General features: G+C 55.6%; 18 protein-coding genes and 2 pseudogenes. 14 read left to right on the forward strand and 6 right to left on the reverse strand.

Going from position 1 to position 25,631, the window contains the following annotated elements; all coding sequences use genetic code 11:
* Window positions 1–123 precede the first annotated feature (123 nt).
* The gene (locus tag D888_RS0113535) at window positions 124–2,631 is read right to left on the reverse strand and encodes a glycogen/starch/alpha-glucan phosphorylase (RefSeq protein WP_020677099.1); all 2,508 of its coding nucleotides are present in this window, start codon (window positions 2,629–2,631) and stop codon (window positions 124–126) included.
* Between the two features lie 259 nt (window positions 2,632–2,890).
* Here D888_RS0113535 and D888_RS0113540 point away from each other — a divergent pair, with 259 nt between their 5' ends.
* Window positions 2,891–3,142 carry a hypothetical protein gene (locus D888_RS0113540; protein ID WP_020677100.1) on the forward strand — a complete coding sequence of 84 codons (252 nt, stop codon included), beginning with the start codon at window positions 2,891–2,893 and terminating at the stop codon, window positions 3,140–3,142.
* 45 nt (window positions 3,143–3,187) lie between these two features.
* On the opposite strand, the gene D888_RS0113545 is transcribed toward D888_RS0113540, so the two are convergent.
* Window positions 3,188–3,874, reverse strand: a complete 687-nt coding sequence (locus D888_RS0113545; protein ID WP_020677101.1) for a glutathione S-transferase N-terminal domain-containing protein — start codon at window positions 3,872–3,874, stop codon at window positions 3,188–3,190.
* A gap of 40 nt (window positions 3,875–3,914) precedes the next feature.
* On the reverse strand, window positions 3,915–6,281 hold the full coding sequence (locus D888_RS21690; RefSeq protein WP_020677102.1) for an APC family permease: 2,367 nt from the start codon (window positions 6,279–6,281) through the stop codon (window positions 3,915–3,917).
* Window positions 6,282–6,437: 156 nt separating this feature from the next.
* Between D888_RS21690 and D888_RS0113555 the strand changes: the two are divergent.
* From D888_RS0113555 to D888_RS0113570, 4 genes and pseudogenes are all read left to right on the forward strand, one after another.
* Window positions 6,438–6,977: pseudogene (locus D888_RS0113555) on the forward strand (DsbA family oxidoreductase); the annotation flags it as partial.
* 72 nt (window positions 6,978–7,049) lie between these two features.
* Window positions 7,050–7,967, forward strand: a complete 918-nt coding sequence (locus tag D888_RS0113560; RefSeq protein WP_020677104.1) for an MBL fold metallo-hydrolase — start codon at window positions 7,050–7,052, stop codon at window positions 7,965–7,967.
* Between the two features lie 4 nt (window positions 7,968–7,971).
* Window positions 7,972–8,175 (forward strand): hypothetical protein, encoded by a 204-nt coding sequence (locus tag D888_RS0113565; protein WP_020677105.1) that lies wholly within the window; start codon window positions 7,972–7,974, stop codon window positions 8,173–8,175.
* Window positions 8,176–8,184: 9 nt separating this feature from the next.
* Window positions 8,185–9,351 carry an aminotransferase class I/II-fold pyridoxal phosphate-dependent enzyme gene (locus tag D888_RS0113570; RefSeq protein WP_020677106.1) on the forward strand — a complete coding sequence of 389 codons (1,167 nt, stop codon included), beginning with the start codon at window positions 8,185–8,187 and terminating at the stop codon, window positions 9,349–9,351.
* A gap of 46 nt (window positions 9,352–9,397) precedes the next feature.
* Here D888_RS0113570 and D888_RS24060 read toward each other — a convergent pair whose 3' ends face one another.
* Window positions 9,398–9,538, reverse strand: a complete 141-nt coding sequence (locus D888_RS24060; protein WP_020677107.1) for a hypothetical protein — start codon at window positions 9,536–9,538, stop codon at window positions 9,398–9,400.
* A 293-nt stretch (window positions 9,539–9,831) separates the two neighbouring features.
* Here D888_RS24060 and D888_RS0113580 point away from each other — a divergent pair, with 293 nt between their 5' ends.
* From D888_RS0113580 to D888_RS0113615, 8 genes are all read left to right on the forward strand, one after another.
* On the forward strand, window positions 9,832–10,668 hold the full coding sequence (locus D888_RS0113580) for a universal stress protein (RefSeq protein WP_020677108.1): 837 nt from the start codon (window positions 9,832–9,834) through the stop codon (window positions 10,666–10,668).
* A complete protein-coding gene (locus D888_RS0113585; RefSeq protein ID WP_020677109.1) occupies window positions 10,665–13,337 on the forward strand; it encodes a cation-translocating P-type ATPase in 2,673 nt (890 codons plus the stop codon). Before D888_RS0113580 ends, D888_RS0113585 begins: the two co-directional genes overlap by 4 nt.
* A gap of 155 nt (window positions 13,338–13,492) precedes the next feature.
* Window positions 13,493–15,835, forward strand: a complete 2,343-nt coding sequence (gene lon / locus D888_RS0113590) for an endopeptidase La (protein WP_020677110.1) — start codon at window positions 13,493–13,495, stop codon at window positions 15,833–15,835.
* Window positions 15,836–15,935: 100 nt separating this feature from the next.
* On the forward strand, window positions 15,936–16,868 hold the full coding sequence (locus D888_RS21695) for an RluA family pseudouridine synthase (RefSeq protein ID WP_020677111.1): 933 nt from the start codon (window positions 15,936–15,938) through the stop codon (window positions 16,866–16,868).
* 249 nt (window positions 16,869–17,117) lie between these two features.
* Entirely contained in the window at window positions 17,118–19,184 is a 2,067-nt protein-coding gene (locus tag D888_RS0113600; protein WP_156827013.1) for an ATP-binding protein, read from the forward strand.
* A gap of 42 nt (window positions 19,185–19,226) precedes the next feature.
* Window positions 19,227–21,431 (forward strand): putative bifunctional diguanylate cyclase/phosphodiesterase, encoded by a 2,205-nt coding sequence (locus tag D888_RS21700; protein ID WP_020677113.1) that lies wholly within the window; start codon window positions 19,227–19,229, stop codon window positions 21,429–21,431.
* 205 nt (window positions 21,432–21,636) lie between these two features.
* Entirely contained in the window at window positions 21,637–23,115 is a 1,479-nt protein-coding gene (locus D888_RS0113610) for a DUF2779 domain-containing protein (protein ID WP_020677114.1), read from the forward strand.
* An 18-nt stretch (window positions 23,116–23,133) separates the two neighbouring features.
* Complete coding sequence (locus D888_RS0113615) at window positions 23,134–23,583, forward strand: acyl-CoA thioesterase (RefSeq protein WP_020677115.1); 450 nt, start codon at window positions 23,134–23,136, stop codon at window positions 23,581–23,583.
* Window positions 23,584–23,725: 142 nt separating this feature from the next.
* Here D888_RS0113615 and D888_RS0113620 read toward each other — a convergent pair whose 3' ends face one another.
* Together D888_RS0113620 and D888_RS24600 are read right to left on the reverse strand one after the other, a co-directional pair.
* The gene (locus D888_RS0113620) at window positions 23,726–24,484 is read right to left on the reverse strand and encodes a PEP-CTERM sorting domain-containing protein (protein ID WP_020677116.1); all 759 of its coding nucleotides are present in this window, start codon (window positions 24,482–24,484) and stop codon (window positions 23,726–23,728) included.
* Between the two features lie 303 nt (window positions 24,485–24,787).
* A pseudogene (locus D888_RS24600) lies at window positions 24,788–25,096 on the reverse strand (transposase); the annotation flags it as partial.
* A 303-nt stretch (window positions 25,097–25,399) separates the two neighbouring features.
* On the opposite strand from D888_RS24600, the gene D888_RS24885 reads away from it, so the two are divergent.
* The gene (locus tag D888_RS24885) at window positions 25,400–25,567 is read left to right on the forward strand and encodes an SOS response-associated peptidase family protein (protein WP_083928944.1); all 168 of its coding nucleotides are present in this window, start codon (window positions 25,400–25,402) and stop codon (window positions 25,565–25,567) included.
* Window positions 25,568–25,631: the final 64 nt, after the last annotated feature.

A 25,631-nucleotide genomic window follows, 5' to 3' on the forward strand; every position in this document is an offset into this window, starting at 1 on the left:
TTTTTCTTACGACCATAAAACATCATCGGTTCACACCCCTAAGCGCAAAACCATAAAAAAAAGCGACCCGCTGACGAGTCGCCTTTTTTTTTATGGTAAACGTTCTCCCAATTTCACGAATACTCAAAGAGTTCCATTCTGCGGTGGTATAGGCTCCAGTTTCCAGATATCCCGATTATATTCCGCAATCGTTCGATCGCTTGAGAACCGGCCACTGGCGGCAGTATTAAGAATGCTCATCTTCGTCCAGTGTTCCTCATCCTTATAAGCCTCGGCAACACGTTGCTGCGCCTCAACATAGCTGCGAAAGTCGGCCGCGGTCATCCAGGGGTCATTGGGGCTGCGGATCGTCTGCAGGATCGGATCAAAGATACCAAACTCAAACTGGTTGAAGTATCCGCACTCAAGCAGCTGCATCACCCGGTTTAGATCGGTATCGGCGGCGATGATAGCGGCGGGATCGTAATGACTGCGCAACCCCTCCACCTTATCGGCCGTCAGGCCAAAGAGGAAAAAATTCTCCTCACCGACCTCCTCCAGAATCTCGACATTGGCCCCGTCAAGAGTGCCGATAGTCAAGGCGCCGTTCATCATAAACTTCATGTTCCCCGTGCCGGAGGCTTCCTTGCCAGCGGTAGAAATCTGCTCCGAGAGGTCGGCCCCCGGGGCGATGATCTCCATCGCCGAGACTCTATAGTTCGGCAAAAAAGCCAGGCGCAGGCGACCATCGGTTACAGGGTCCGCATTGATAACAGCCGCGACGTTGTTGATCAGCTTGATGATCCGCTTCGCCAGAAAATAGCCGGGGGCGGCCTTGCCACCAATCAGGACACAGCGCGGAGTCCAGTTTTCAGTATCACCACGTTTAAGACGATCGTAGAGATGAATAACGTGCAGCAGATTGAGTAATTGGCGTTTATATTCATGGATCCGTTTGACCTGTACGTCAAAGATGGCCTCAAGGTTAAAAACCACACCACAATCTGCCTTAACAAGCTGTGCCAACCGGCGTTTGTTCTGTAACTTCACCTCACGCCAGTGACCGCGAAAGTCGGCATCTGAGGCCTGCGGAGCGAGACCGGCCAATAGGGAAAGGTCTGCGACCCAGTCTGGGCCGACGATTGTGGTGATCAGCCCGGAGAGCCCCGGGTTGCACCAGGCCAGCCAGCGACGCGGGGTGACGCCATTGGTCTTGTTGTTAAACTTGTGCGGCCAGAGCACAAAAAAGTCATTGAACAGCCCCTCGGTAAGCAGTCGCGAGTGGAGACTGGCGACACCGTTGACCGAGAAACTGCCGACGATGGCCAGATAGGCCATGCGCACCTGCGGCTGCGGACCCTCCTCAATGATCGACAGCCGCCTCTGCCGCTCAGTATCCCCGGGCCAGCGCCGGGCCACCTCGGCCAGGAAGCGGGCGTTGATTTCGAAGACGATCTCCAGCAGACGTGGCAGCAGGCGGGCAAAAATCGGGACCGGCCAACGCTCTAAGGCCTCGGGAAGCAGGGTGTGATTGGTGTAGGCCATGGTCGCGCTGGTGATACGCCAGGCGTCATCCCACTCCAGACCCTGCTCGTCCATAAGCAGTCGCATCAGTTCGGGCACAGCACAACTCGGGTGAGTATCATTGAGCTGAAAGCGGTTCTTGTCCGCAAAGTCTGAAAAATCGCCGCCGTGCTTGCCGACCCAGCGCGCCACAACATCCTGCAGGCTCGCCGAGGCGAGAAAGTATTGCTGACGCAGACGCAGTTCTTTTCCGCTCTCGCTGGCGTCATTGGGGTAGAGCACCAGGGTAATCTGTTCAGCCGTGTTCTTGGCCGAGACAGACTCAGGGTAGAGCCCGGCATTGAACTCGCCGAGATCGAATTCATCGGTCGCGCAAGCCTTCCACAGGCGTAAGGTGTTTACGGTGCCATTCTGGTAACCTGGCACCGGAACGTCATAGGGGACCGCCAATACGTCATGGCTATCCACCCAATGGGCATGTTTTCTGCCGACATTATTCCGCCGCCATTCGGTATGACCCTCAAAACGCACCCGCTGAGTATACTCATGACGTTCCAGCTCCCAGGCGTTCCCTTCACGCAGCCAGTGATCCGGCCCTTCGACCTGCTCACCAGCGACAATTTCCTGACGGAACATGCCGTACTCATAACGCAGCCCATATCCCGTGACAGGTAACTGCAGGGTGGCACAACTGTCCAGAAAACAGGCAGCAAGTCGTCCCAACCCGCCATTTCCCAGTCCGGCATCCTGTTCGTTCTCGACCAGATCCTCCAACTCCATCCCCAGACAACTCACGGCCAGTTCCGTCTCCTCATCGAGCCCGAGGTTGAGAGCAGCATTTCCCAAAGCGCGACCCATCAAAAACTCAAGGGACAGGTAGTAAGCATGCCCGGCGTCAGCGGCTTCGTAGCCATAACGGGTATTCTTCCAGCGTTCCATCAGCCGATCCCGCAAACTCAGCACCAGCGCCTCGTAGGCATAATGGGCCGACTGACAGTGACGGTCGCGGCCCAGGGTGTGTGAATAATATCGCCGGAAATCTTCCACCAGACTATAGACATCCATGCCCACCGGCGGCAGGTCGGTCAGGCTCGCTTCAAATGTTTTGCGTAGGGTTTTTACGTCCATGTTTTGACCCTCATAAATTTAAAAATTCTAGACCCCCAACTCCCTGAACGACGCTGAGCGGAGACACTAAATCTCAATCTACCGCAAAATCGCCCTAGCTGTCGCATGCTGAAACAAAATAAGTTATAACACTTAAAAAATTTCTCAAAAGCGGCTCAAGCCATGCCTGACCGTAACGCTCAAAGGAGGAGTCTAAAGACCATGCCCCCTTCCACCACCGGGCGCTGAAGGAGTAGAATGACAGCGTAAGGAGGTCATTATGTATGCACTGAGAATCGTCAATCCAACCTTTTGGAACAACAACTGGTCTGCTGAGATCGGACAGAAACTCAAAATTTTGAACAGCACCTATAACCTGTTTGTCTTCGACAAAGGGACGATCAGGGAGGAGATTATTCAAGTTCTGGAGGAGATTCCACCGGCCGCCTACACGCTGCTGCAGATTCATCCATCCGAACCAGGGCACTGTGAAATTTTCACCGACAACGGCCAGTGCTACGAACAGGAATGAAGGTCGAAGCTGACCTGATTCGACGATAATTACGGCCCTCCTAAATCAGCGCCGCCCCTGCCCGAAAAGTATCGCCTTCGCCTTGTCATCAACAGTTTTGGCCGAATTGATTTCACTCCCCTTGCGATAAGCCTCGACCACCGCCGGTCTTTGACTGATCAGTTCGAACCAGCGCCTGACCTGAGGAAAGTCGGCGAGACTGATCCCCTGTTTTTCGTGGGATACCACCCAGGGGTAGATCGCCATGTCCGCCACCGAATAATCTCCCGCAACGAATTCCGACCTGGTCAGTTGGTCATCGAGAACTCCGTAGAGACGTTCGCTCTCTTTCTGATAGCGCTCGATGGCGTAAGGGATTTTTTCGGGAGCATACTGACTGAAATGATGGTTCTGGCCGAGCATTGGCCCGAAGCCACCCATCTGCCACATGAGCCATTGTTGAACCTGATGCCGTGCTCGTGGCGCTACGGGGAGAAATTTACCTGTTTTTTCAGCCAAATAAAGCAGGATCGCCCCCGACTCGAAAAGCGCCAGCGGCTCACCTTTGTCGAGGGGATCCTGATCGACAATAGCTGGAATCTTGTTATTTGGTGAAATTTTCAGAAATTCGGGTTTGAACTGGTCACCAGCACCGATATTTATCGGGTGGATACGATATTCCAGTCCGGCTTCTTCCAGAAAAATTGTTATCTTGTGCCCATTCGGGGTTGTCCAATAATAGAGATCGATCATTACTTGCTCCTGATTCTGCCATCAGGCTGAGCCCTGAGGCTCAGCCTTTGCTGCCTGGGTTTTCATCGCGAACTCCGGCCTTCATTTTAACACTATCAACAGGTTCAGATTCAACCTCCGGTGCAACATCGGCTGCTAGACTGTTTTCGGTTGCGCTCTGGACAACCTCATCCTCATCTTCGGCCTGTGGCGAGACGAGTTCACCAATAAACAGGCTGCCATTGTGCACCAGAAAACAGCTCGGCAGGCCCTCGGTCAGTTCAGCCAGCCGCTCGGCATATTCCTCCTCTTTCCCTTCATCAGGACAGGCGAGACCGAGGAGCACCAGATCGGCCCTGGAACTTTCACGCTGCATGGTTTCACGCAGGCTGACACCCGGCTGCCGCATCTGCACATCGATTTCGGCATTGATGCGGATCTCGGGGATCAACTTCTGCAGAAAAAGCCGCGTCCTCTCGACCATCAGTTCGCTCGAGGCAAGACTCAGGACACGAATCCTGGCGTTACGCCACTCGATGTTACAGGTCAAAAGGTAGGCGAGCAGCAGCTGCAGATCGCCGTTACGTTGCAGACCGCCCCACCAGATATGAATTTCGAGTTGATGTCCTTCGTGCAACGGAGCGATCTTATCGAGACGTCCGATAATCAAGGAACGATTCAGTTGTTTCAGCGGGCGAATGGTTTTTAAAAATGAGATCAGGCGCTTGCGGCTATCGGGCCAGCCGACCATCACGGTGTTCGCTTCCAGACCGCCGAGACCATTCGCCTGGGCCACCGTAATTAATCCACGCGCAATGTCGCGCACGACATCCACTTCGGCAAAGGCCGGGATTCCAGCGTCCTTGAGCACAGCATCCATCTCGGCGGCGCGCTGGATCGGATCAAACTCGAGGTGCATGATATCACCTTCGACCAGTTCGCAGACGGTCATCACGCCGCGATTTTCACCGAACCAGGCGGCGAACTGGACAAGATCGAGACGCTTGCTGACGTCACCGACAAAGACCAGCGGATGCGGTCGCCAGTTGCGTGCGGTCATTGGGCGTGTTGCCAGCCGAAACAGACCCCAGCGTACAATCGTTTCATACAGGTCGCGGCGCAGGTCACCCCAACGTTCGCTGCGAACCCGCTTTTTAAGCACCAGCCAGAGCCCCAATTCCACGCCCAGCGCAATGAAAGTCGCCCAGGGATTAATCAGCAGCATCACCGCAAAACAGGCCAGCGCGCCAAGCAGCGAGATCGCCCAGGGAACATGAATACGCGGCCGCCATGAGGGATTCCCTGAAATTTTTTCAAGGGCAGCAACCAGGTTGATCACACCATAGACGGTTAAAAAGAACATCGAAACCACGGTCGCAACCGCGTTCAACCCACCAAGAAAAACGGCGCCGAGCGCAATCACCATGGTTGCCGCGAGCCCAAACAGGGGTTCACCAACCACCCCATAGGTTTTCCCCAGAATCCGTGGAGCCAGACGGTCGTTAGACAGCGCCTGAAGGGTGCGCGGTGCACCGAGGATCGAGCCGACCGCCGAGGAGAAGATCGCCCCCCAGAGTCCGGGCAAGACCAGCCAGGGTCCGAGTACGGCAATCTTGGCCCAGATCAGCGGCTCGGCACGCAAGGTCGCCGGGTCACTGCCAAAGTTCAACAGAACCGGCACCAGCAGATAAATCACCAGACCGGTAAGTACCGCCGCCAGGGTCCCGCGCGGGATCGAGCGTTGCGGGTCGGACAGATCTCCCGACAAACTCAAGCCAGCCATGATGCCGGTGACGGCCGGGAAGAAGACCGCAAACACCGCCCAGAACGGCACGCCGGCTGCGATTTCACCCCCAGCGACGTAATTGGGCAGCAGTAAACTGCCGCCGCCCATGGCCAGCAGCGAAATAACAATCAGTCCCAGCATCGGCACCTGCACCTTGAGGGCGAAATCGGCGCCCTTCAGCGAGAGCGCGCCGACCAGCAGGATGATAATAAAGGTCGCCAACTGCAAGGGGAGTCCGGGCCAGATGAACCGGAATGACTCGGCCAGACCATAGGCATACAAGGTCACCGAAAGCGCCTGCGACAAGAAGAGCGGCAAGCCGATCGCCCCGCCGATCTCAACCCCGAGTCCACGTGAAATAATAAAGTAAGCGCCGCCCACCCCGACCCGCGCATTGGTCGCAATCGCCGACAACGACAGACTCGCAGCCAGGGTTATGGCATTGGCCAAAAGCACAATCAGCAGGGTCTTGAGCAGACCGACCTGTCCCAGCACCCAGCCGAAACGCAGGTACATGATAACGCCGAGAATAGTCAGAACCGTCGGCGTATAAACCCCGAGAAAGGTGCCAAGCCCAGTTGAGGTCTGGCGGGGGCGTTTTTTATCACGCGAAAAAAACTGGCGCAAAAAAATGAAGGGCATAGGAGCTCCAGAGGCAAACAAATTGCTGATAATCAACTGAACAACACTCTAGCAGATTTTAGCCGCAGCATATTGCCAGAGTCAGTGCACACCTGTTACATTTTAGGAATGAAAAGACTAGAGATATTTTTCGATTATGTCTGACCCTGGTGTTACTTCGATGCCGTGCGCATCGACCAGTTACGCGCCGAATTTCAACTCGATTGCCAGTATCGGGTCTTCCCCCTGCATCCTGAAACCCCGGATGAGGGCATGAGCCTGAAGGAGCTGTTCGGTGATCGGATGGATATTCCGGCTGCCCTGGCGCGCCTCAGTCAGGTTGCCGCCTCGCTTGACCTGCCATTCGGCGCGCGCTCCCACACTTATAACAGCCGCAACGCCCAGGAGTTGGGGCTATGGGTCGCAGAGCAAGGGAAGTTCGAGGCTTATCTGAAGGCGATTTACCATGCCTATTTTGTCGACGGAGTCAACATCGCTAGGCCGGAAGAGTTGATAAAAATCGTCAGAACCCTTGGACTGGATGGCACCAGGGCGCAACAGGCGCTGGAGGAGCACAGCTTTGCCGCTTCCCTCGATAAAGAATTGGATGCGGCCCTCAGTTCCGGGATCCGTGCCGTCCCGACCCTGAGATGCGAAGGACGTGAGCTGGTCGGTTTTCAGACCCTGGAAGCCTGTCGACAACTGATAACCGGCTGACAGAACACCCCGCCGCTAAGGCTCCGCTGCCGGATAAAATGGCCGGCATGACTAAAAAAAGGGACCACACACATGACTGAGCAGAACCTCTTCTGCATCGACCTGGATCAACCGAGCCTGCCCGGCTTTCGCCAATTCATCAGCAGCTGGTGCTGGCAGACCGCCGGCAAGCGCCTGCTCATTGATCCCGGCCCGCTCTCGACCATCCCACACCTGCTCAAGAGCCTGCAGGCGGCCGGTGTGGACAGGCTCGATTACATCCTGCTGACCCATATTCATATCGATCATGCCGGGGGGACCGGCGAACTACTGAAATACTTCCCCGAAGCGCGGGTTTTTGTCCACCCGGAAGGGGTGCGACACATGATCGAACCGACCAAGCTGTGGCAGGGTTCGCTCAAGGTCCTCGGCAAGACCGCCGAAGCCTATGGTGAAATCATCCCGGTTCCGGCCGACAAAATCGGGTTTTCCGAATGGATCGGAGAAACCGGCATTCGCAGCTATCTGACCCCCGGACATGCCGTGCATCACTGCTGCTACCTTGCAGACGATCTGTTGTTTGCCGGAGAAGTCGCCGGGGTGCGAGCCAGGATCGACAATGGGATCTACATGCGCCCCGCAACGCCACCGCGTTTTATCCTCGAGGTCGCGCTCGATTCGTTGCAACGCATGATCGAGCTGGCGCCGAAGCGCATGATCTTTGCCCATTACGGACTGGTCGACGAGGCCCTCACCCACCTGAAGATCGGCAAGGGTCAGTTGCAGCTCTGGGTGCGCGGAGCTGCCGCCACCCAAGGGCTGGAAGCCGAAGTCCGGGTGGAAGCATTTTTCAACTGGCTGCTTGAACGGGATCCCAACTATGCCCGAATTGACCAACTTGCGCCCGACCTGCTGGTCCGCGAGCGCGAATTTCTCGGCAACACGTTGCGCGGCATGGCCGAATATATCGGTAGCCTGAGTGACGCCGAACGCCGGGCGCTGGCGGCCTAGCCCAATGAACCATAATGAAGCACCAACGCCCTGGATCTGTCATGTCTGCGATACTAAAGGGACCGGCGAAAGCCTGGTCTGCAGCAACTGCTTCAAGGTCTGCTGCGCCAAACATCTCAAACACGTCACCAGCTACAACCCTGAAAGCGGTCTCTACCAGTTGATGCCCGTCTGCCTCGACTGCGCCATCCGTGAAACCATAAGGTGAGTCCTCAGCATGAAATTGTCCATGGCACTGCGGGTTGCAAGCATGCAGCCGACTATCTTCAGCACCATGACCCAACTGGCCATCAAACATGAAGCAGTCAATCTGGGTCAGGGCTTCCCCGATTTCGACCCGCCGGACTTTATTCGCGACGCGGCGATAGCAGCGCTACGGGGACCCTATAATCAGTATGCACCCGGCATGGGACATCTCCCCCTGCGCCAGGCGCTCGCCAAACGTTATACCCAGCGTTATCACCTGAATTATGACCCTCAAACTGAAATTCTAGTGACAGTCGGTGCGACTGAGGCACTGTTCGCGACGATGATGGGGCTGCTCGATCCGGGTGACGAGGTGATTCTGTTTGAACCCTGCTTCGATTCCTACCATCCCGCCATCGACTTTGCCGGCGGCGTAGCACGTAGCTGTGTGCTCAGGCCGCCGGACTGGCAATTTTCGTCAAATGATCTCGAAAACCTGATCAGCCCGCGCACCAAATTACTGCTGCTCAACAGTCCGCAAAACCCTTGCGGCAAGGTCTTCTGCCAGGAAGAGCTGGAATTGATCGCCGCCCTCTGCATCCGGCATGATCTGATCGCCGTAACCGATGAGGTCTACGAATTCATCACCTTCGATGGTCACCCGCATATTCCCTTGGCCAGCCTGCCGGGGATGCGCGAACGGACCCTGACAATCTCATCCCTCGCCAAAACCTTCAGCGTCACCGGCTGGAAAGTCGGCTGGGCCTCCGGCCCGGCAGAGCTGATCGAAGCACTGCTGCGCGCCAAACAGTTTATCACCTACTGCGGCGCCGCACCGTTACAGATGGCAGGCGCCAAGGCGTTGGAGAGCGTCGAGGAATATTATCTCGATTTGGCAGAGGATTATCGCCAGCGCCGCGACTTTCTTTACGCAGTGCTGAGAGACTGTGGCATGCATGTGCTGCTGTCTCAGGGGACCTACTATCTGATGGTCGATATTTCAGCCCTCGGGCGCGGAGATGATGTCGCGTTCTGCCGCTGGCTGACCACAGAGGTGGGTGTCGCGGCAATTCCAGCCAGCCCCTTCTATGCCGATCCTGCAGACGGACAGAAGTTGGTGCGTTTTGCCTTCTGCAAGTCCTGGCCGATCCTCGAAGAAGCCGCGCGCCGCTTGAGGCAAAGCTTCACCGCGTCCTAACGCCCATTGGCCTCAGCATCACGCGATCCTCCACGACCCCCCCTTGCTAACCACCGTTGCCGGCATTCACAGGGCGCAGACGTTGATCATATCGTCGATGATTACCAGCACCTCCGGCTTGATGAGTGAAGACCAGACCCTCGACAACGGTCAGCCCCTGGCGCCGCACCTGGATGCGCTCGGCCATCGGCTCACTGGCCAGGGTGAAGAAGGGGGTGAAGGTATACCACCAAATCCAGGGCCACCATCCGGATATAACCCTGTGGCAGGAGGACGCCCCCCTTGTCTCTGTTAAGCCCACAGTCCCGCTAAAACCCTCGGTATTCTCCCTGACCGCAGCGCTCCGATCATACCCACAGTAAGCGCTCGACCCGACCCGAACAGGCCAGACTTTTTTATCACGACCTAGCGAACATCATTCTGGACCGCCCACTTCCCTGTTTCAGACGCTATACTGCATAAATCTATAATGGAGGCGCCATGATTATTCTGGCTCATGATGGGTCCCTCTACGGCGACTGGGTCGCACGCTATGCTCTCAACTTTGCCGCAATTGAAGTGGACCGCAAACTTCTAGTCCTGCATGTCCTTGATGGGAAAACTGCCCACAAACTGGTCTCGACCAAGTTCGCCCATCTTGAAGCGGCCTGCCGCAACCGAGAGATCGAATTCATCCCTCAGCTGCTCCCCCTTGACCAGAGCGTCTATCGCACCCTGCGCCATGCCATTCCCCCGGCAGCGGAGAACTTACTGGTCTGCGGCACGCGACTCAAGGCCAAAGGACGGACTTTTTTGCAAAATTCGGTCGCCGAACAACTGCTGCGCTCTCATCAGTGCCCGGTGCTTGCCCTGCGCGTTGTTCAGCCGGGACTGCTCGGCTCACCACAAGATCTCTTGCTACCCCTCGCCGGTCATATAGCGGGCTTTGCCCGGGTCTGGCCAATCTTCGCGCGCCTGACCGTCAAATCACAACGTGTCCACCTGTTCCGTTCTCTCCATGTCAACCATCTGCGTAGCACCCACCTGAGTCCGACTCAGCAACGAAAACTGCTCGCTGCAGGCCAAAATTATCTGGCCGGGATTGCCGCGGAGATGACGGAAAATATCCCGGATCAACCCTTCTGCGTTGAGCGACAGGTGATGATCTCGTCCGACTGGCCCAATGCCGTGCTGATGCAGGCCAGCCACTTGAAGGTTCAGATGATCCTGCTCGGAGTCAGTGAGCGCACCCTGGCCCACCGCTTTTTTTATGGCGTCGGCATTGAACGGGTCTTACGCGAAACCCCCTGTGATGTGGGGATATATCGAGGACCATGAACGAGCCGTTGCAGATTCAGCATCTGGAGGCTGCGCAGGCATTCACCGCCCTGCACAGTAATCCACAGGGACTCGACCCGGCCGAAGCTGCGGAACGGCTGGCTGAACTCGGACCCAACAGCGTCGAGGTCCGCGATCCCTGGCGCTTGACCCGCAGCCTGCTGCACCAGTTCACAAACTTTTTTACCCTGCTACTGTTCACTGCCGCGGCGATCTGCTTTATTGCCGAGCACCTGCAACCCGGGGAAAATATGGCGATTCTCGGCTGGGCTCTCGCTGGAGTCGCCCTGCTCAACGCCACATTCAGCTTTATCCAGGAATACCGCGCTGAAAAGGCGATGGCGGCGCTGCGCCAGTTTCTGCCGCCGCAGGTCGAAGTTGTACGCGCCGGACGAGTCATCACCCTTGTCGCGGAAGATCTGGTCCCTGGCGACCTGTTACAACTGAAGGAAGGTGACCGGGTGCCCGCCGACACCCGGCTGGTCTCCGCCAATGGCTTGCTGGTCAATAATGCGCCCCTGACCGGCGAAGCACAGCCGGTAGCACTCGGCTCGGCTCCCTGTCCAGGACGTCTGGTGGAGAGTAACAACATCGCATTCGCCGGCTGCCTGGTTCTGCGTGGCACCGCACAGGGTCTGGTCTTCGCCACCGGACTACGCACCGAATTCGGTAAGCTGGCCCACCTGTCGCAAGCAATCCGTCGCGCCCCCTCGCCATTAGAAAATCAGACCGCGCACATGGTCCGGGTGCTGACCATCATCGCGGTCAGCCTCGGCTTTTCCTGCTTTCTTTACGGGGTGTTCAGCGGCCGCCCCTTATGGCTGAACCTTGTCTTCATGATGGGGATTATTGTCGCCAATGTCCCCGAAGGACTATTGCCTACCTTTACCCTGGCGCTGGCGATGGGCAGCCTGCGCATGGCGCGCAAGAATGTCCTGGTCACCAGCCTCACTGCCGTTGAAGGGCTGGGTGCCGTGCAGGTGATCTGCACCGACAAGACCGGCACCCTGACCCTTAACCAACTGGCGGTCAGTCAGATCCATACGCCGTTCGAAACCACCGACAGCACTGATTCCTGCTTCCGTCAGCAACTGCTGCGCCTGGCGCTCGGCGCCTCTGACGTGCACCTCACCGACCAAGGCCTGAGCGGTGATCCGCTGGATGTCGCGATTGCGGAAGAACTACGCTCAGAGGGGCACGACATCTCCGCCGACACCCAGGCGACAGAGCAGCATTTCCCCTTCGATGTCGAAAAAAAGCGCGCGGCCGGCGTCGTCCACTTCGACGGCAAGCCGGTATTTACCGTCAAAGGGGCCTGGGAAGTGTTGCGCCCGCTACTGAGTCACATCCTCGCTCCGACCGGAAAGCTGCTATCGCCAACCATGACGGAACTCGACCGAGCCGAGGCGGTCATGACCAAGCTGGCAGCTAGTGGTCTACGGGTGGTGGCGGTGGCCTATCGCAATCTGGTAGAGGTCCCGCCCTCGACGACCCCGCAGGAAGAGCTGGAGCAGGGGTTGATCTTGGCCGGTTTTCTGGCCATCGAAGATCCGTTGCGCGCCGAAGTCCCCGCCGCCATCGCCAGCTGTCAGACGGCCGGCATTGAGGTCATCCTGATTACCGGCGACCATCCCGATACGGCCCAAAGTATCGCCATGCACTGCGGAATTGTCGCCGACCCCGCGAACAAGGCACAGATTATGACGGGCGCCGTGTTGGAAGAGTTAAGTGAAGCGGCCCTGGCGGACGCCCTAAGTACAGGGGTGCGGATCTTTGCCCGAACCAGCCCGGCGCAGAAGATGAAAATCGTCATGGCCCTGAAACAGCTCGGGCAGGTGGTAGCGATGACCGGCGACGGGGTCAACGATGCGCCCGCTTTAAAGGCGGCCGACATCGGCATCGCCATGGGCCGGGGGGGAACCGACGTGGCCCGCGCCGCGGCCCAGATTATCCTGCTCGATGATAACTTCGCTTCGATCGTTGCCGGCATCGAAGAAGGGCGGACGGTCTTCAACAATATCCGCAAGTTCACCAACTATGTCCTGGTCAGCAACGGCCCGGAGATTCTCCCCTACTTGCTCTACGTGCTGTTTCCGGTCCCCCTGGCACTGACGGTGATTCAGATTCTCTCCATCGACCTCGGGACCGACATTATCCCGTCGATGGCCCTGGGGCAGGAACCACCCGAATCCGATACGATGAAGCTCCCGCCGCGTGATCGCGAGTTTCACCTTCTTAGTCCAGGGCTGGTTCTGCACAGCTACCTGTTTCTCGGCCTGATCGAGGCGCTCTGGTCCTTAAGCCTGTTCTTTTACGTGCTGCTGGCCGGGGGGTGGCACTACGGGGAAGAGCTGGCGACTAATCTGCCACTCTACCGTTCGGCCACCGGAATCGCGTTGGCGACCATTTTGCTGATGCAGATCGGTAATCTGCTCGGTCGGCGCTACCGATTGAAGTCCGGGCTCGACCGGGGGATCTTCCGCAACCACCTGCTGTTGGCCGGCATCCTGATTCAAGTTCTGTTTTCCTGGGGTCTGCTCTATCTCCCCCCTCTCCAAAAAGTCCTCGGTACCGCCGCGGTCGACTTGCCGGTCTACCTGGTAGCCTGGCTCGGTATCCCTTTGATCTTCGGCGCAGACTACCTGCGCAAGCGCCTGTTTCTGCACTAGAAACCTCAGCGCAGCTCACGTGAAGAAAGAGAGAACGCGAACCGGACACGCCGATATTTTTCACCTCTGACGATAAAAACCTCGCAGTAAATGGTAGAATTATCTTGAGCTGCAACGACAAAAACGCCAGTACGCCAGCCGTATCGGACTCCACCATGAGCCATGAAAGTCAATCCTACTCCTTATCAATATTACCGCTGAAACACCTGGTCATTTTTCCGTCCTTTGCCATCCCGATGACGATTCAGCGGATTGAGTCGGTGCGGGCTATAGATGCTGCTCTTTCCAGCGGAAACCGGAGGATTGCGGTTTTTTCGCAGAAACCCTCTGAGGTCCTTGTCCCTCAGCCGGAGGATCTCTATACCGTTGGAACCGCAGCGACCGTTCAACTGATCGCGAGATCCGGCAACACTCTGCAGGTCATAATTCAGGGCACAGAACGCATCACCTTTGTCCATTTTACCCAAACCGACCCCTTCCTCAAGGCTCAGGTGCAGCCATATCCCCTGGTAATCACCCAAAATATTGAGCGTGAGGCCCTCCGGCGCGAGGTTATGGATCTGACCAGTCGCTTCCTGGCCCTCAGTCACCCCGAAATGCAGCTGAACTTTCCACCGCTGGTCTCCGCCGAGGAAGACATCATGCAACTGATCTATCCGGTGGGTAAGCTGCTCAATCTGGAGTTGGCCAAAGAGCAGGCCTTGCTGGCAGCGGCCAGCGACAGCGAGGCGATACGACTGCTCAACGATTTTCTGCATCATGAAATCGAGATCCTGGAAGTGCGCAAAAAAATATCCGAGCAGGCCGAAGGCAAACTGAACCAAGAACATCGAAAATACATCCTTCGCGAACAGATCAAGGCGCTGCAGCAGGAACTGGGGGAGGGATCCCCTGAAGCGGAAACCAAGGGGTTACGCAAAAAGTTCGAAGCCTGCGAGCTGCCGGAGACGGTCAAACCCGAGGTCGAAAAGGAGCTTTTGCGTCTCGAACAGGTCCCCCCGACCTCACCTGAATATCAAGTCGCCCTGGCGCATCTTGAACTGATTCTTGAGCTCCCCTGGCAAGCGCTGACCACGGACAACCTTGACCTCGGCAATGCCCGCCAGGTTCTCGATCAAGACCACTACAATCTGAAGGAGATCAAGGAACGCATCATCGAACAGCTGGCGGTGATGAAGCTCAACCCCCGGGCCAGGGCGCCTATCCTCTGCTTTGTCGGGCCGCCTGGCGTCGGCAAGACCTCTCTGGGGCAATCGATCGCCAAAGCACTGGGACGTAAATTCGACCGCTTCAGCCTCGGCGGCATGCACGATGAAGCTGAGTTGCGCGGCCACCGGCGCACCTATATCGGCGCCATGCCGGGACGCATTCTGCAGTCGATTCGCCGCGCCGGGGTAAAAAATCCGCTGTTGATGCTGGATGAAATCGACAAGCTGGGACGCGACTTTCGCGGCGATCCGGGCGCCGCCCTGATGGAGATCCTCGACCCGGCCCAGAACGATTCCTTCCATGATAACTATCTGGATCTTCCCTTTGATCTGTCGAAGGTTTTTTTCATCACCACCGCCAATTCCACCGACAGTATCCCCAAGCCCCTGCTCGACCGTATGGAGACCCTGCACCTGAGCGGGTACAGCGACGAGGAGAAGCTGGAGATTGCACGGCGCTATCTCTTCCCGCGACAGCGAAGCGAAGCGGGGCTGGGGGCCGACCAGTTTGCGGTACCCGACGAGACCCTGACCGCCATCATCCGACGTTACACCCGCGAGGCCGGGGTGCGCGAGCTTGAACGCATGCTGGGGCGACTGGCGCGCAAGGTGGCGGTGCGCTTTGCCGAGGGTGAATCCACCGCGGTCAGCATTGCGTTGGCGGATTTGCGCGAGCTTCTCGGCACGGAGCGCGTTTACCTTGAGCAGCTGCGCAAGCAGCACTCACCGGGCGTCGCGACCGGACTGGCCTGGACCGAGAGTGGCGGGGATGTCCTTTATATCGAAGCCGTCATTCTCCCCGCCGGAGAGAAATTCACCCTCACCGGACATCTGGGCGAGGTCATGAAAGAATCGGCCATGGCTGCCAACAGCTACGTTATTGCCCATTGTCATGAGTTCGGCATCGACGGAAGGTTTAACCCTGTGCATCTGCATGTGCCCTCCGGGGCTATCCCCAAGGATGGCCCCTCGGCCGGGGTGACCATGGCCACGGCCCTGACATCACTCTATCTGGGGGAGCCGGTCAGGGCAGATACCGCGATGACCGGCGAGATCACCCTGAGTGGTCTGGTGCTGCCGGTTGGCGGTGTCAAGGAGAAGATCCTCGCCGCACGCCGGTCCGGCATCACGCGCGTTATCCTGCCGCGGGAGAACGATAAAGACCTGCATTCACTGCCGGAGCAGGTATGCGCCGAGATGGAATTGATTTTCGCCGACCGCATCGAGGACGTTTTACGCGCCGCCATCCCGGCGTTTAAGGACCTGGACCCGCCGCTGCAATCTGCCTGAAAATCCGGATAACAAAAGAAATTAATTCTGCCATTTAATCTGGATTTTTACCTGCGCGCAAATGGTGCAGAGATTCCCGGCTTGTTGTATAACAGTCCGCATGAATGTGACCTCCAAAGTCCCCGCCGCCTTTAAGGGCCTAAGTCTTCTCGCGTATCTGACGAGCCGTTTTACCTATCTGCCCGCAGACGACTGGCGGCAACTTATAGAGGATGGCCGCATCTCCCGCAATGAACTCCTTTGTGGCGCTACAACGACACTGTCCCAGGGCGACAGCATCTGCTGTGAGTTGCCCGACTTCGAAGATCCGGTCGTCAACCTGGAGTATACGATTGTTTATCAGGATGAATGGCTTCTGGCGATCAACAAGCTGGCGGGGCTGCGGGTTCACAGCGGAGGCAAATTCGTCAAGTCCAACCTGATGTACCATCTGCGCCAGATCCATCAACCGGCTTACCCCGAGGCCAATCTCGTTCACCGTCTGGACGCTGACACCTCGGGATTGGTACTGCTGGCACGGGATAAAGTCGTGCTTACAGAGTTGGTGCGCCAGTTTGCCGAGGGGTTGGTAAAAAAACAGTACCTGGCCGTAGTGGAAGGGCGTTTCAGTCCGACAAGCGGCACCATCGACCTGCCAATCGGCCCGGTTAAAGATGCGCGCGTTCCCCGCTTCTGGATCGACACCGCAACAGGCAAAGCAGCTCTTACCCACTACACGACCCTTCGCACTCTCTCTGCCAGATACAGTCTGGTCGAATTACGCCCCGAGACCGGGCGTACCCACCAGCTGCGCGTGCACATGGCCGCCATGGGGCACCCCATCGCCGGTGATCTGCTGTACACTCTGAACGACACCGACTATCTCGATCGACGTTTAAACCCAAGGCCAACAACAGGGTTACAGCATCAGGCGCTGCACAGCCATCAATTGCAGTTTCGCCACCCGATCCATCACACAATCTGCACCCTGACCGCCCCTCTGGCAGCCGACATCAAACAGTTCATACTGAAAGTTTCAGCAGCCGAAAACTGACTCAAATCCTCTAACCAGGAATCCCGCCATTAGAAAACATGCGTTTTCGATCATTTAAGGTAAAATTTTCACAAGACAAGACAAAATTACCTAAATTTAACAGCATTTTACATCATTCTTCTTGCACCAAACTGATGAGGTTGTTTATTCTGTAGGAAATTACAAGACACGGGAATTCAGATTATCAATGTGGGGGAGATTGATCGCCAAGATTGGCCACCCCGCCCGGCATCGGAGCCTTGCCTGCGCGTGAGTCAAACACCACCTACTCAACTCAGCCGCAAGTCAACAGATCAGTTGTTTTCGTGTCCGCGCGTTCTAGTTCAATTCCTCGATGCCTGCTTGCGCCAGGAACCCCGCCAACATTTTGTCGCCATCCTCCAGCAAGACGCCGCTCTGGCAGTCAGAATACTGCAAGCGGCAACCACTTCCTCCTCTGAACCGATCCCGGCCAATGAACCGCTCTCGACCGCTTTAGACCGTCTCTCTCCGGCGACCCTGTCGGCAATCGGTCTGCGGGCCGCCGGTCGCTACCTCGAGGAGCATCTGGGCCTCTCCCAAAGCCGTTTCCGCCAAACTCTCTGGCTTCATTCACGCGTCGCTGGTATAGCTGCACGCAGCCTGGCTGAAGCCCTCTCCTATGCCCGCAGCGAAGAGGCGCAACTGGCCGGCATGCTGCACAATATCGGCATGCAGCTGCTGTTTGCCCAGGACAGCGCTCATTACCACACAAAGGTCGTACACCCTGCCAGTAGCGCTGAGGTATGCCGCCATGAACTAAAAGCTTACGGCGATGACCATCTACACCTCGCCGCTGAACTTGCTGAGTCCTGGCGGCTTGAATCCTTTCTGCCCGATGCCCTCGCCTCTCTTCACCACCCGCAGGCCGAAGGGGGCGGGGTTCTGATCCGCCTGCTGCAACTCGCCCACGCCCTCAGTGTTTCACCCGCGCATCTCAGCTGTGAGGCCCTTGACCTGGCTCAGCGTTACTTCGATCTGGCACCGGCGGCGGTTCAGGAGATCTTCGCCGAGGTCGAACGCCAGTATCGTGGCTTTTCAAAGTATGTCGGGGATCCGGATCGCCTGCAACAGGAAGAGCTTGATGCGTCATTGCAGCTCAGAAAGCTCTCCTTTTTACTCGCCGAGCGACAGGCCTGCCTGGTGCAACTGGGGCACTGTGACAGCCTGCCGCAGTTGCTGAGCACCGGACGCAGCCTGCTGTTGCAGAAGCTGGATGTACGAGAGACCATCTTTCTGCTGGCTGACGCGCATAAGGGCGTGCTCTGCGGCATGCCGGTCAACGGGCAATCACAGCTGGTTACTGATCTGCAGGTGCCGATGGATCCGGCGTTCAGCCTGGTGGGACGCTGCCTGATCGAAGGTGGTGTCCATGACTCTGCGACCATCAGCCCCGGTGAAATCACGGTCGTCGACCGCACCCTGTTGCGCCTGACCGCGAGTTCAAGATTCGCCTGCCTGCCGCTGTCAACCAAAGATCCGTTCGGGGTCGTGGTCATCGGCCTGGATGAAACTCAGGATATCGAGGCCTTCGCTACCGGCGAAACACAGGTCCTCTGCCATGCCATCGGACGGGGCTTAAGAACCTATGTCCAATCCGGTATGCTGCTCGGCCGGCGCGGCGGTGACCGCATCGAACTGCGCAGGGTTGCGCATGAGATCAACAATCCACTGGCAATTATGGGCAACTATCTACAGGTGTTGCGACAACAGCAGGGGAACGACGAGGTGCTCAGCGCGATGGAAGATGAGATCCAGCGCGTCACTGAAATTCTGGGGTACTACAGTCGCCAGCAGGAGCGCTCTCCCCTGCCGGTCTCTCTGGTTGATGTCAAGGAGTTGATCGAATCGGTCCTGACCAGTATGAAACCGACGACCCTGACCCCGCGTCGCATCGAAGTTGTAGCCGCCTTTGACCAGATGCAACCCATCGCCATCAACCCGATTGTACTCCGTCAGATTTTAATCAACCTGATAAAAAATGCGGCCGAATCCCTACCCCCCGAAGGGCGCATCGAACTGCAGAGCAGTGAAATGCTCGAAGCGAATGGCGAAAAACAGGTCGAGATTGTCGTCGCCGACAATGGTCCCGGGATTGCCCCGCAGCTGTTCAATCAGCTGTTCAATCCGGTGACAAGTTCCAAAGGGAGCGGCCATGCCGGCCTTGGTCTCAACATAGTACGCAATATGGCCAAGGATATCGGGGTCAGAATCAGTTGTCAGAGTCGTCCTGAGACCGGAACCTGTTTCCGTATTCTTATTCCACGGCATGGCACTGAGAAACCAGTTTTGGAATGAAACGTTTTGCTTTGAATGACAGGTCGCACAGAGGAGGGCAAGATGTCTGAGCACCGCAGTCTTTGCGAAAAAATACTGGTAGTCGATGATGAACTGGCCATGCGTAAAAGCCTCTCCCTGCTGCTGTCCGGCGCAGGGTTTGAGGCCTTGGCGGCAGCCGATGGAGCAGAGGCTTTGTCTCTGTGCGAGACGGCTGAGTACCCGGTAATGTTGCTCGATTTGCAGATGCCCGGGACCAACGGGCATCAGGTGTTGACTGGCCTGCTGCAGCAAAAGGCAGGAACCCGCGTGGTTGTGCTCAGCGGTGAGACATCTTTTGACGCCGTCCGCGATTCATTGCAGCTCGGAGCCTACGATTTTGTGCGTAAACCCTATCCCGCCGAGGAGTTGTTAACCACCATCCGCAATGCCCTGGCCAGCTATCATCAGGAACAAGAACGGGTGCGCCTTAAAAAGACCATGCTCGAATCAGAGAAGCTGCACCGCTATATCGTCAACAACTCACCTGATTTTGTCTACGTTCTTGATAAAAACGGACACTTCACCTTTGTCAACGATACGGCTGAAGGACTCCTCGGGTATACCCGTGATGAGTTGCTCGGACGTCACTACTCCGATCTGGTCTTCGAAGAAGACCTGCCGCTGGCACGCTACGTCTTTAACGAAAGACGAACCGGCGAACGTTCAACACGCAACGTCGAACTGCGCCTCAAGGTGAATACCGAACAACGGGAAACCCGTACCTTCGACACCCATCTCCTGCCGATCGAGCTGAGTTCGGTGGGAATGTATAATGCGGGATATACCGGTGACCCCAATAAATTTATCGGCACCTACGGTTGCGCACGTGACATGACGGAACGCAAGCGCGCGGCAGAATTAATTCATTTCCACGCCTACCATGACCAATTAACCTCCCTCCCGAATCGAGCCCTCTTCGAAGACCGCCTGGGGCTGGCCATTGCCCACTCCAAACGTAACGAAAAGATGCTGGCGGTCATATTTCTTGATCTGGATCGTTTTAAACTGATCAACGATACTCTCGGACACAGTCTGGGTGATCAGGTTTTACAGGGGGTCGCCGAACGGATACAAGGCTGTCTGCGGGCAGAGGACACCCTCTCACGTTTTGGCGGAGATGAATTCACCCTGCTGCTACCGCAACTTGAAGATCAACGTGACGCGGCTACTGTGGCCAAGAAGATTCTCATGCGGATCTGTGAACCCTACCTGATCGGCGAGCACGAAATGTTTCTCAGTGCCAGCATCGGCATCGCCTTGTTCCCTGACGCGGGTGAGACAGGTGACTCCCTGTTACGCGCAGCCGACGTAGCGATGTATCACATTAAGGGTGAGGGTAAGAATGGCTTTGCTTTTTTCCAGGAGAGTATGACCGCTGGGTGGGGGGAACACCTGTCCCTTGAACGTGATCTACACCGGGCCATTGAAGATGAGCAGTTCTCCGTTTTCTTTCAACCCAAGGTCAATTCCTCGAGTAGCCAAATTGTTGGACTGGAGGCGTTGATTCGCTGGCGGCATCCCATACGTGGTCTCATCTACCCGGATCAGTTCATCCCGCTGGCAGAAACGTCAAAGCAGATCATTCAGATCGACAACTGGGTCCTGCGAACGACCTGCGCAGAGATCAGGCGCTGGCGCGAACAAGGACTCCCGCCCGTGCCGGTGTCGGTCAATATTTCGGTTGTACAGATTGAACAGCCCAACTTTGTCCAGGGTATTCTCAGCACCCTGGCCGAATTCGGCATCCCGGGCCATCTGATCGAGATCGAGGTCACAGAATCTGGAATCATGAAAAATCGCGAAACCACCGCGCTCAAGCTCAGGGCTTTGAGCCAACATGGCATCTCAATTGCGGTCGATGATTTCGGCACCGGCTACTCGTCCCTGAGCTACCTGCATCAGTTCCCGGTTGACACCCTCAAAATCGACAAATCGTTCGTTCAGCAGATTAAAGAAGGCACCTCCGATGCCTGTATTGTGGATGCAATCGTAGCGATGGGGCGCGGCCTGCGGCTGCATATCATTGCCGAGGGGGTCGAGACCGAGGCCCAGCTCAGCTACCTCCAAAAAATCGGCTGCAGCGAGGTACAAGGCTTCCTGTTTGGCGGCGCCCAGTCAGCACAGCAGACGTTTGAACTTTTGCGTAGCGGGGTCATGGCAAAGGCTCCAGCCTGTCCCCTCGAAGATTTAAACATTCAGCGATTCCAATTGACGACCTCGTCGTAAGCTGGCCGCCGAGAACACAAAACATCGCATCAAACCTCAGCTGTCAACCAGTCATTGATAACACCAGGGGCAGACTTTTATTACGCTTCCCATAAGGTGCCGGCTGGCCAAGATGGTCGCATTTTATATACGCCTGCCCTCCTCGTCCCTAACCGCCTGTTTCAACGAATCAATTTTATCTGATCGATATAAAAGGAATGAAAACATGAGTCAATCAGGGAAGAGCGGCCTCAGCAAATCGCTGATCCTTAAAGGGTTGCAATGCCAAAAAGCCTTGTGGTTAGCCAAAAATCCCCCCGCTTTTGATTTCCCCACACAACCCGATTTAGAAGCCAGATTCGCCGCCGGTACCAAAGTCGGAATTCTTGCCCAGCAGCTGTTTCCCGGCGGCACTGAAGTCCCCTACGAAGGGCTTTCCTTTCCGGCACAGCTCACCCGGACCAGGGAACTGATCGACAACGGCACCCAAGTCATCTATGAGGCGTCCTTCTCCTTCTCGGCGATCTTCGTCAAGGTCGATATCCTGGTAAAAGATGGTGACCAGTGGCAGATCTACGAGGTCAAGATGGGGACCGGCGTCAAATCGGTCAACCTGGACGATGTTGCGGTGCAGCAGTATGTGCTGAACGGCTGCGGCTTGTCGGTCTCCAAAGCGTTCCTCGTGCATATCAACAACAGTTACGTGCGACAAGGCGGGATTGAAGTCGGCAGGCTGTTTCACGCCGAGGAGATCAGCGCCAAGGTCTGCGCGCGCCAGCAAAGCCTCCCCGAGATCATGCGCGAGTTTCGTCAGACCATGGCCGAACACCATGAACCTAAGGTCGACATCGGGCCGCACTGCACAGACCCTTACGCATGTGACTACATCCCCTACTGCTGGCAGCATATTCCCGAAAATTCAGTCTTCGCGCTGCGCGGCAACGGCCTAAAGAAGTTCGACTATTACCAGCGCGGACTGATCCGGTTTGAGGATTTACCCCTCGCCGATCTAAACCCCGCCCAGCAGCAGCAGGTTGAAGCCACCCTGAAGCAGCAGGATTTTATTGATCCCCTAAAGGTCAAAGCGTTCATTGACAGTCTCTGGTACCCGCTCTGCCATCTCGATTTCGAAAGCTTCAACACTCCGATCCCCAAGTTTGATGGCACAAGGCCCTACCAGCAGGTGCCTTTTCAATATTCGATTCATGTCCAGTCAACCGCCGGAGCCAAACCGCAGCACTTTGAGTATCTTGCCCGGCCGAACATTGATCCACGCCGCGAGCTTATCGAACAACTCCTCACCGTGATCCCGGAAAACGCTTGCATCCTGACCTACAATCAGACCTTCGAAAAGGGCGTGTTGCGCAACCTCGCCGACCTCTTCCCCGATCTGGCGCAAGCGATTAACCTTCGCCTGCCCAACCTGCGCGACCTGATGGCCCTCTTCCGGCGGCGAGACGTCTATCGTTGGCGGATGCACGGGTCCTATTCAATCAAAGAGGTGCTGCCGGCGATGGTGCCTGAACTGTCCTATGCCGAGATGGAGATTGCTGACGGAATGGCGGCGAGTCAGGCCTATCATGAGATGTGCAGGTTGGATGATCCATTGGCGCTGGCTGAGTTGAGGAAAGCGATGCTCGCGTATTGCGCGTTGGATACGTTGGCAATGGTGAAAATTTTAGAAACCTTGTTAAACATAGATTGATGATCGGAAGGGATAACAATGGAACTATTCGAGCAACAGGTCACAGTGCGCTGGTCGGATCTCGACCCCAACGGCCATGTGCGGCATTCGGTCTATTACGATTACGGCACGTTTGCACGGGTTGCCTATTGGCAGAAATACGGCTTCGGTCCCGACTGGATGAAGCAGAACAACTGCGGACCGGTGTTGTTTCGTGAAGAAGCGCATTTTCATCGGGAATTGAACTCCGGCGATGAACTCATTATAAATGTGAAGCTGAGTGGTCTGTCCGCCGATCACCGTAAATGGAGCATACACCACGAGATTCGCCGCGGCGAAGAACTGTGCGCCACGCTCGATATGGATGGTGCCTGGATCGACCTGAAAATTCGCCGTGTCGCCGCACCACCCAAGGATTTGGGAGAGAGATTTGAGGTTTTGGCACATACCGAGGATTTTCGAGTGATCGGTTCGGGGAAGGGGTGCTAGCGAGTGCTCAAATTAAAGTGTATTTGGAACTATGAGACGTATCAGTAGTGTTTTCTTTTCTGCTACGCCTAGCTTTCGACCAATCAAAAAAGGCTGCCATGGAAAATGACAGCCTTTTTTAGAATTGAAAACATTGCAGGATCTAACAGGCTTTTTTTCTACGATAGAAAGCAAGCCCAACCAACCCAATCCCCAGCAACACCCAGGTTGAGGGTTCAGGAACAACCGGATGCACGATAATAATTTCAGAAAGTTTTGCGGAGGTGAAATCTTTCGTAAAATTCGTTGGATCTGTCCTTAAATACGACAAGTCAAAAAGTCCTGCGTAGCTGGTGGCCATATTTTTAAACACCGCATCATTCCAGTACTGATAATAATTTGTCTCGGTGATGACATTCAACAAGATATTGTTGTCACTCATTTTTTTAGCCAACGCAGCTTCACCCGACAGGCCACCGTAGCTGTAAGAATCGCGATAATTATTTGGTTCATCCGTAATCAGAACCATCACCTTAGCGAAATTACCTCCACTCCAGCTGAAATTATCAGTCGCCCAATCAAGTGCCTGATAGCCTCTCTCTGTCCCGCCGTAAGTACGCACTCCCGTTACCGCGTTGACCGTATCGCTTATGTTACTGCTAAGGTCTTGCCAGACGCTGTAGCTTGGGGCGCTGGATTGATTACCTGCATACATTTCGTAGCCCGCCACGCCATATGTTGCCGTAATTCCCTTGGCACTGACTTCGGTACCAATACCGCTAATGCTGTTTTTGAGCCAACTGAATTCGCCTCCCATGCTACCAGATTGATCGATAACAAATCCAATGTCAGCGAACTGTGAAGCAACAGCTGTAGTGCCAAAACAGAACAATAAAAAGAAAGCCAAAAACAATTTCTTCATCTTTTCCTCCATTGGTTCCCTTTAACGCAAATTTATTTACGGCTCAAATCATGTAAGCTTTGAATTCAAAACATCATTTTGCAATACTAATACCAATTTTGTATACCCATGATTTTATTGAACAAATCAAACACTACGAATGGGAACATATGGATATGTAAATTTTATCGACAATATTTTATTGAGGAATATTAAGTAACCCCCAGTTACCTGATTACACTCTAAAGCTAGGGTGTCCACGGGACATTTACCAATCCCCCACTCAGTCTTGTTTTTCTGTAGCCAGCTAATAAATATGGCTCGTCAGCAGAATCTGTGAAGATATTCAGGCTCCGGCAACTTGCCAAGTGCTTGATATAGAAAGGTTTATAGATATTTTAAAGTCTTGAAACTGTACGCTTTTCTCATAGTGCGTTTTGCTTTGAGGTTCAACCCCTCAACCGTACCGCTGGAAAGTCGTCCCTTGGCCTTAAACCAATTAAGAATCAGCGGTTTGTGCCTGCGCAGCATCTTGACCACATTCTTCATCGGATCCAAGTCGGTTTGCAGCGTTCTTGTTAACCAGTTATCGAGAAACTTTCCAGCAAAGTCATAACGCTGATAGTCCCAGAACTACTGTGAATGTTCAGGGATGTTGTTTAATAATCCCTTTACTTAGGACTTGTTTTTCTGCAGACAGCTAATAATTTGAGATGGCGACCTCGATGGTCATAATTCCGGGACTGAAGAGCCAGCGTGCCCCTACAATCACCTACCATTGTCCGCTAGTATCCCAACCCCGCAACTAACCACATGGTAATCTTTCGGCATGTGCGGACGTTATTCGCTCAAAACACCTTCTCAACAAATCGTTGACCATTTCGGAGTGTCCGAACTTCCCGAGCTTGCCTCCGCTGGAATCTCCCGGGGTAGCGGATTCTCGCGGACAGAACTGGTGATACCAACCAACGCACCGCTGCCCTCATCCACTGGGGTCCGATTCCACGCTGGGCCAAAGAAAAATCTGTCGGTTACAAGATGTTCAACGCGCGTTTCGAAGCGTGCACCGAAAAACCATCCTTCCGCTCTCACTTGAAACAATAGGAACCTAGGTTCGCGATATATTCCGAATTGGATTAGACTTACAATGACAGGGTAGCATCCGATC

The organism is Geopsychrobacter electrodiphilus DSM 16401, from assembly GCF_000384395.1.
Lineage (GTDB): Bacteria > Desulfobacterota > Desulfuromonadia > Desulfuromonadales > Geopsychrobacteraceae > Geopsychrobacter > Geopsychrobacter electrodiphilus.

Bases quoted from the DNA above. Each gene is read 5' to 3' on its own strand.
- D888_RS0113565 (WP_020677105.1), top strand. From the start codon at position 7,972: ATGAACCATAATGAAGCACCAACGCCCTGGATCTGTCATGTCTGCGAT.
- D888_RS0113580 (WP_020677108.1), top strand. From the start codon at position 9,832: ATGATTATTCTGGCTCATGATGGGTCCCTCTACGGCGACTGGGTCGCA.
- D888_RS0113620 (WP_020677116.1), bottom strand. From the start codon at position 24,484: ATGAAGAAATTGTTTTTGGCTTTCTTTTTATTGTTCTGTTTTGGCACT.
- D888_RS0113545 (WP_020677101.1), bottom strand. From the start codon at position 3,874: ATGATCGATCTCTATTATTGGACAACCCCGAATGGGCACAAGATAACA.
- D888_RS0113540 (WP_020677100.1), top strand. From the start codon at position 2,891: ATGTATGCACTGAGAATCGTCAATCCAACCTTTTGGAACAACAACTGG.
- D888_RS21690 (WP_020677102.1), bottom strand. From the start codon at position 6,281: ATGCCCTTCATTTTTTTGCGCCAGTTTTTTTCGCGTGATAAAAAACGC.
- D888_RS0113535 (WP_020677099.1), bottom strand. From the start codon at position 2,631: ATGGACGTAAAAACCCTACGCAAAACATTTGAAGCGAGCCTGACCGAC.
- D888_RS0113560 (WP_020677104.1), top strand. From the start codon at position 7,050: ATGACTGAGCAGAACCTCTTCTGCATCGACCTGGATCAACCGAGCCTG.
- D888_RS0113615 (WP_020677115.1), top strand. From the start codon at position 23,134: ATGGAACTATTCGAGCAACAGGTCACAGTGCGCTGGTCGGATCTCGAC.
- D888_RS21700 (WP_020677113.1), top strand. From the start codon at position 19,227: ATGTCTGAGCACCGCAGTCTTTGCGAAAAAATACTGGTAGTCGATGAT.
- D888_RS0113585 (WP_020677109.1), top strand. From the start codon at position 10,665: ATGAACGAGCCGTTGCAGATTCAGCATCTGGAGGCTGCGCAGGCATTC.
- D888_RS0113610 (WP_020677114.1), top strand. From the start codon at position 21,637: ATGAGTCAATCAGGGAAGAGCGGCCTCAGCAAATCGCTGATCCTTAAA.
- D888_RS21695 (WP_020677111.1), top strand. From the start codon at position 15,936: ATGAATGTGACCTCCAAAGTCCCCGCCGCCTTTAAGGGCCTAAGTCTT.
- lon (WP_020677110.1), top strand. From the start codon at position 13,493: ATGAGCCATGAAAGTCAATCCTACTCCTTATCAATATTACCGCTGAAA.
- D888_RS24060 (WP_020677107.1), bottom strand. From the start codon at position 9,538: ATGGCCGAGCGCATCCAGGTGCGGCGCCAGGGGCTGACCGTTGTCGAG.
- D888_RS0113570 (WP_020677106.1), top strand. From the start codon at position 8,185: ATGAAATTGTCCATGGCACTGCGGGTTGCAAGCATGCAGCCGACTATC.